Source organism: Shewanella sp. SM32 (genome assembly GCF_025654235.1).
Classification (GTDB): domain Bacteria; phylum Pseudomonadota; class Gammaproteobacteria; order Enterobacterales; family Shewanellaceae; genus Shewanella; species Shewanella oncorhynchi.
The window spans coordinates 38,511-45,946 of sequence record NZ_JAKKRO010000041.1; the positions used below are offsets into that span (position 1 = coordinate 38,511).

At 42.1% G+C, this 7,436-nt stretch carries 4 protein-coding genes and 2 pseudogenes; 5 read left to right on the forward strand and 1 reads right to left on the reverse strand.

Features of this window, described 5'->3' with window-relative positions; all coding sequences use genetic code 11:
- Positions 1 to 157: 157 nt before the first annotated feature.
- Entirely contained in the window at positions 158 to 2,101 is a 1,944-nt protein-coding gene (locus L5M10_RS15985; RefSeq protein ID WP_263255575.1) for a M1 family metallopeptidase, read from the reverse strand.
- A 268-nt stretch (positions 2,102 to 2,369) separates the two neighbouring features.
- On the opposite strand from L5M10_RS15985, the gene L5M10_RS15990 reads away from it, so the two are divergent.
- From L5M10_RS15990 to L5M10_RS16010, 5 genes and pseudogenes are all read left to right on the forward strand, one after another.
- Entirely contained in the window at positions 2,370 to 2,597 is a 228-nt protein-coding gene (locus tag L5M10_RS15990) for a DUF3389 family protein (protein WP_006082094.1), read from the forward strand.
- A gap of 92 nt (positions 2,598 to 2,689) precedes the next feature.
- Positions 2,690 to 3,361, forward strand: a complete 672-nt coding sequence (locus tag L5M10_RS15995; RefSeq protein ID WP_263255576.1) for an alpha/beta hydrolase — start codon at positions 2,690 to 2,692, stop codon at positions 3,359 to 3,361.
- A 363-nt stretch (positions 3,362 to 3,724) separates the two neighbouring features.
- Positions 3,725 to 5,443 carry a bifunctional UDP-sugar hydrolase/5'-nucleotidase UshA gene (gene ushA, locus L5M10_RS16000; RefSeq protein ID WP_105252205.1) on the forward strand — a complete coding sequence of 573 codons (1,719 nt, stop codon included), beginning with the start codon at positions 3,725 to 3,727 and terminating at the stop codon, positions 5,441 to 5,443.
- 421 nt (positions 5,444 to 5,864) lie between these two features.
- Positions 5,865 to 7,187: pseudogene (locus tag L5M10_RS16005) on the forward strand (TonB-dependent receptor plug domain-containing protein); the annotation flags it as partial.
- Between the two features lie 108 nt (positions 7,188 to 7,295).
- Positions 7,296 to 7,436 (forward strand): annotated as a pseudogene (locus tag L5M10_RS16010) (IS4 family transposase); the annotation flags it as partial.

Here is a 7,436-nt window from a genome sequence, read left to right on the forward strand (position 1 = left end):
ATCTGACTCAATGTGAGTGGAGTATAAGTTCAGTATGAGTTGAATGAATCGAGGCTAAAGATTAAATAGCAAAAGCCCAAACCTAGGTTTGGGCTTTTTGTTTTTATGGTGCTAATGGCTTAATGATTGTCGCAACCGCTAATGGCTCTTTATCTCGCTAATGGCTATGTTCATGCTCGAGTGGTTTGTCGGCAAACATCATATCTAAGCTTGCTTGGGTTTGGGGATGATAACCAGATCGAGCGTTGAGATAGACACTCTTGGCCCAGTCGTATTTATCAGAGCTTGCTAGCTTTTGATATAAAGGCACGATTAAGCGCATGCGGCCAATATGGGTTAAGTGTTGTTTTAATGCGGGTAGTACTGCGTAATAGCCGTTGTCTAGGGCGAGTGAATACCATGCGAAAGCGATTTCACTGTTGCCAGTGCCCGTAAAATGGAACGCCTTATCTAGCTCGGCAAGTTTGGTTTGATCTAGATTGATCCTTGGCATTTCATTGATGAATCTTAACCACTGGTGGACTGTCCAAGTGCTGGTTTTCAACTCGCTTGCACTGAGTTTACCCTCGAGCCAAGTTTGTCTTTGAGCATCGATATCATCGAAGGCGTGGGAATTGGGCGGCACAAGAAATGACGGTAAACCTTGACCTTCAATCCAAGTATCCACTTCACCTTCACTGACAAGATGGGGATATTTGTTTAATAGATTCAAAGATAAATATTCACGGAATTGCGCCGTAGTAATACTCTGAAATGCAAAATGATTGAAGTAGCTTTTCACAAAAGTGTCGAAGCGTTCACGGCCAAATTTTTGCTCTAAAAATATTAAGAACAACTGGCCTTTTATATAAGGGACACCGCTGAAGGCTTCGTCGGGTGAGCGTTTACCGAGATCGAGATGTAGCACTGAATCGGCAGGAGTAAGTTCTGCAAGCTCTGCAAGCAATTCAGAGTAGCCGATGGTTTGCTCCATCAGTGCTCGGTCTCGGCCATAGAGGTCTTCCATAATGCGATTCTCAACATAGGTCGTAAAACCTTCATTAAGCCAGAGATCGCGCCAAGTGGCATTCGTCACTAAATTACCCGACCACGAGTGCGCAAGTTCGTGGGCGATGAGGCTCACTAAGCTTTTATCACCCGCGATCACTGTGGGTGTAATAAAAGACAAACGCGGGTTTTCCATGCCGCCAAAGGGGAAACTTGGTGGCAAGATAAGTAAGTCATAACGTCCCCAAGGGTAATCGCCATAACGTTTAGCCGCGATTTTGATCATTTCTGGCGTGTCGGCAAATTCTTTGCTCGCTTTGTCGAGGATCTCTGGCTCAGCCCAAATGCCCGAGATGTTATCTAAGGGAGCAAACTTTAAATGTCCTGCCGCAATAGCAATCAAATATGCTGGAATAGCCTGCGGCATAGTGAATTGGGTCTGAGTGCTCGACAGGGTTTTGCGATCGGCACTCATGACCACAGTGATGGCTTTATCGGCAGTAATTATTGCGCTATAGGTTTGGCGAACGGCTGGCGTATCTTGCAGTGGGATCCAACTGCGGGCGTGAATCGCCTGACTCTGACTGAACATAAAAGGCAACTGTTTACCTTGGGTTTGCTCAGGGGTTAACCATTGAATACCAGACGGATTATTCGACGTGTGGTAATTGATTTTAACTTTTTGGGTATCTTCATCGGCAAGTTTGATGGTCAGCGCCGCGCCTTTTACAACGTCCGCTTTGGCTAAGGTGAAGGGCACGCTTTGCCATTTCCCAGCTGTATTTAAAGCACTTACGCTGTTAATCGTCAGATCTCGAGTATCTAAGATGAGTTCTTTCCCCACCTTATGCCAAGCTAAATCGAGGGTGGCTTCACCGGATAAGCGGTTTTGCTTAAAATCGACGGTAAGGGCTAGTTCCAAATGACTCACGCTGACTTCAGTGTAATTGGCGTAGGTCAGTGCATCTTGGTTCTGCTGCGTATCAGCTTGTACAACAGTGGCAGTAGGCTCAGTGGTTAAGGTATTTGGAGTGCTATTGGCATAAGCGCAGGGAAGTAGTTGCAGGGCAAAGACTAGGGTGCTGCAAAGGACGGTTCGGCGAAGTGAAAGCATTATTTATAGTAGCCTAATGATGAAGTATGTTAGTTCGAGTTTGGGGTGATAAGACCATCAATTCAGCTTGGTTTTCTGTTAACCCACTCTATATAGCACAAAAGATATAGCGCAAAAGTTTACCTGATAATTCACTGGATTTGTTATCTCACTGTTAGCTCAAATGTAATCAAACTTTAATGGCTTGGATGCTGGTCAGGAAATGCCATCGGTAAAAGAGCACAAGTTTGCTATGATGACGGCGTTTTCACATAGGGCGGTTATCATAATGGTGTTAGATTTTTCGCAGGGTAAGTTAATCGTTACTGAGTTTGAGGTTCAAGTGCGCCTCAACGTTGCCAGTATCGTACTGCAAGCGAGTGCTGAGGATATCGGCTTGAGACGTCAGCCTCCTATGCTGATCGCCGATGGTGGCGGTGTACGTTGGAGCTTAGTATTGGACTCAAATGCTCAGTTACGTGCGATTCAAGATGTGCTGGGCATGGATGCTGAATAACCTGTGCCCGAGTGGTGATGAGTGTTTAACGTATAGATTTATCATCATTTTTTAGTTGATGAGTGTTTAATATCGAATTGGGAATTTTTAGTATGTCAGTTTCTCTTGAGCGTATTGTTGTCGAACCTAAGACTCCTGCTACGGCTGTGGTTATTTGGTTACATGGATTAGGGGATTCGGGGGCCGGATTTGCTCCCGTAGTGCCTGCATTAGGCTTACCTGCAGATCATGCTATTCGATTTATTTTTCCCCATGCACCAGAGCAAGCCGTGACCATTAATGGTGGCTACATTATGCGCGCTTGGTACAATATTAAAAGCATGGATTTGCATGACAGAGCCGATATGCAAGGCGTGCTTGAGTCGGAGAAAATGGTTGCCGCATTAATTAATGAACAAATCGCGGCGGGTATTGCGAGCCAACGTATCGTATTAGCAGGATTCAGTCAGGGTGGAGTCATGAGTTTATTCTCTGGACTGCGTTTCCCTGAGCCACTTGCAGGGATTATGGCGTTGTCTTGCTATTTACCGACGGGTGATGTGTTACCCGCTGAATTAAGCGCGGCGAATCGCAATACACCCATATTACAGCAACACGGTCTACAGGATGATGTTGTACCATTTTCCGCTGGAATGTTAGCAAAAGAAGCCTTAACTGCGGGCGGCTATCATGTTACGTGGCAAACTTATCCAATGCCTCATTCTGTCATTCCTGAACAATTGAAAGCGATTTCTAAATGGTTATTACAGCGATTTGAAATGTAGATAAGTCTAATTGCTGATAAAAACAGCATGCGGTAAGTTGAAATTTACCCATGCTTGTTTTTTTAAAGGAACAATCGCGATGTTTTTTCATATTTCCTAAGTTATTTATAACAAACGATTAAAATCCATTTATTCCATTTTTATTTTGTATTCTCTAAATATATAAAAATCAGTCATTCAGCTTATTTTTTATATGAAACAAATCCTTCTTAAAATGCCCGCCAAATTTCATATAAATGTCAAGTTTTTAATAAAAATGACACAATTTATCTTTATTATTTGCTATTATCCGTGACGCTGAACTTGATGGAGTTCACGACAATCTTTCTATGATAAAATAATTAAAATCAAGGGGTTGATGTAATGAGACATATGCTTATTAAAGGATTAGTTGCAACTGCTGTTCTCGCTGCACTTGCGGGTTGTAATAATAGTGATGACGATAAAGTTCCAACAACGTGTGCTGAAGCGGGAAGTGCTTGTAAAACGTTTACCGTTTTACATACCAATGACAACCATGGCCGTTTCTGGGAAAACAGTGATGGTGAATACGGTTTAGCCGCTCAGAAAACTCTGGTTGATCAAATTCGTGCAGAAGTGAGTAAGAATGGCAGTCAAACCTTATTATTATCTGGTGGTGATATTAATACGGGTGTACCAGAATCTGATCTTCAAGATGCCATACCAGACTTTACGGGCATGAATAAAATTGGTTACGACGCCATGGCTGTTGGTAACCATGAGTTTGACAATCCGTTATCAGTACTTGATATGCAGCGTCGCCTTGCTGAATTCCCTATGTTAGCGGCGAACATTTACCGTAAAAATGCCGATGGTACTCTTGGTGAGCGTTACTTTGATGCCTATAAAGTATTTGACGTTAATGGTCTTAAAGTTGCTGTTATTGGTTTAACGACAGAAGACACTGCTAAGATTGGTAACCCAGAATACATTAGCGATCTAACATTCACCGATCCCAAGGTGGAAGTTGCTAAAGTGATTAAAGAAATTAAAGATGCCAAAGCGGCAGATATCATTTTCGCTACCACGCACATGGGTCATTACGCGGATGGTAAAAATGGTAGTAATGCCCCTGGCGATGTAGCTATGGCTCGCGCATTGAAAGAAGGGGATTTACAAGTTGTTATCGGTGGTCATTCACAGAATCCAGTGTGTATGGAACCGGGAACTGACAACAAAGCCTATGCAGCCTTTAAGCCTGGTGATGCATGTGCACCTGATAAACAAAATGGCACTTGGATCATGCAAGCCCATGAATGGGGTAAATATGTTGGCCGTGCAGATTTTGAATACTTTAACGGTGAACTCCATCTAGCGAGCTACAAGCTTGTCCCTGTGAATATGCGCAAACTGGATGATGCTGGTAAGAAAACTGCTGACTTAGCAGGCACTAAAATTGAACCGGATTCAGAGTTAAAAGAGCTGCTTTCTTACTATCAAGAGAAAGGTCAAGCTAAGTTAGACGAAGTCATTGCGACAACGGATGCCCTGTTAGATGGTGAGCGTGCAAACGTGCGTAATAAGCAAACTAACTTAGGCCGTATGTTAGCGATGGCACAAAGTGCTAAAGTGACTGCTGATTTTGGTGTAATGAACTCAGGCGGTGTACGTGCATCTATCCAACCAGGCAACATTAGTTACCGTGACGTGCTGACTGTTCAGCCATTTGGTAATATGGTTACCCTTAACGAAATGACAGGTACTGAAGTTGCGGCTTATTTAGGCGCAGTCGGCAGTCTTCAAGTTGGTTCTGGTGGTTATGCACAAATCACTGGTGTTAAAATGACCATTGACTGTGTGGCTAAAACAGCCAACATCAGCGACATCGGTGGCAAGGATTTTAGCCCAACAGCCACTTATAAGTTCACTGTACCTAGCTTTAATGCTGCGGGTGGTGACGGTTATCCTAAACTAACCAGCCCAATTCAAACGGGTTTTGTTGATGCTGATTTACTCTATTCTTTCTTGAAAGAGAAACAAGTGATTAAAGCTGCTGACTACAATCCTGTAGGCGATATTGTTTATGAAAACTCAAAAAGTGTTGAAGGTTGCCAACTTTAAGTAATCAATCATTACTCAGTGTTTCAATATTAATGCCACTCAAATGAGTGGCATTTTTTATGGTTAATTAATATTGAACTAAGTGTAAATTAATATTCAGCGTTTTATTTTCGATACACTTTGATTCATTTGTGGCGTGAGTTTCTCGGTATTCTTTTAGTTAACAATTAAGATTTGTTGTATCAAATTAAATATTTAATATATTCAACAGGCCTGTATTGTTTAACCCCATGATGTATATCCGGATATCTTATATTCAAGTTAATTTACTTTGTGTTAATTTGTTTTAATTTGAGATTAATTGTTTTTAATGGTTGACTTAGATGTTGCGCATTAACATTATCCCTACAGCGAAATAGAGTTCGCTTGCCAAATATAAAAATAACAAACATAGGGTTTTATTTACCTCAAGGAGAGATTAATGCGCTATTTAAGTTTAACGGCCAAAGCCGTTCGTACTAGTTTAATTACAGTGGCGACAAGCAGTGTGGTTTTTTCTGGAATAGGCTTTTCTGCGGCGGTAAATGCAGCAGAAGAAAATGCGAAAGTTGAACGCATTGAAGTGACGGGTTCTCGTATTAAACAAGTTGATATGGAAACTGTTTCACCCGTGACTGTCATTAATGCTGCGGATATTGCCATGACGGGTGAAAAAACCGTTGCTGACGTATTGAATAACTCCGCGATAAACAGCTTTGGTTCTTGGCGTGGTATTTCTGGCTATGGATCAGGAGCAAGCTCAACCAGTGATGTCAATTTACGCGGTTTAGGATCGTCTGCGACATTAGTGTTATTAGATGGACGCCGTATGCCTGGCACGAGTTCAAGCTCTGGCTCTGTGGCCGATACATCTTCTATCCCTATGGCTATCGTGGAGCGTATTGAAATCCTGCGTGATGGCGCCTCGGCAGTATATGGTTCCGATGCGGTTGCGGGTGTGATAAACATTATCACTAAGAAAGAGTTTGAAGGGTTTCAGCTTGATTACAGTACTGAGCAACCAAGCGTAGAAGGAGGCGATGCCAACCGTTTATCACTTGCAACGGGCTTTAATACTGATAAAGGCAATATCACGCTAACCTATGAATATTATGATACTAAAGCTGTAATGGATCGTGATATTTGGCGAATGGACGATTCAAGTTATAACGCATATAGTGGATATAGCTCAGTACCAAACGGTAAATATGGACCTGGCAACGGTAGCTGGTATAGTAATTCAGATATATGTGAAAAAACGGAAAATACCATAGACTCAGGTGATGGTCGTTGTTTATATAATCATGGTAATGTCACTAAGTTATTTGGCGATCAAACTCGTAATTCGCTGTTATCTAATTTCTCCTATGAGATTTCTGAGAATATAAAATTCCGAGGTCGTGCTTCTGCTTCATTAGCAGAAACTGAAACCCGTTATGCGGGTACGCCAGTATCAACGAATACCCCTGTGATGAGTGCCGATAATAAGTTTAATCCAGTTGGCGAAGAATTAGTGATTTCTATACGAGGCGCGCAACTTGGCGAGCGAGATACATTAACTGAAACCAACAACTTTGATATTCTAGGTGGCTTTGTTGGTACAATAGATTCAGGGAATGGTATCGACTGGGAATTAAATGCCCAGCACGCAACATCGACGACAAATAGTTTTAATTATAATTTACTGAACGACGATATTATTCAGCAAGAAATTGATTCAGAGCAATATGATATTTTCAATACCTCTGGCATGAGTTATGAGCAGTGCTGAAGAATCCCCTGATGATTTACAAATAAATCATCAAATTAGGGTGGAAGCGCATCTTGTTGCATGATCAAATGGTTTCGCCAAAAACTACACTTGGACAACAAGATGCGCGAAGCCAATATCCTACAACATTCTTTACACCAATACTGCCCAGAACTTCACCTAAAACGATTAAACAGCTTGATGCTGGCCTCTAAGGCACTGATTGAATGTAAGACACTGACCTTGACTGAGTTAGGTCGAAAT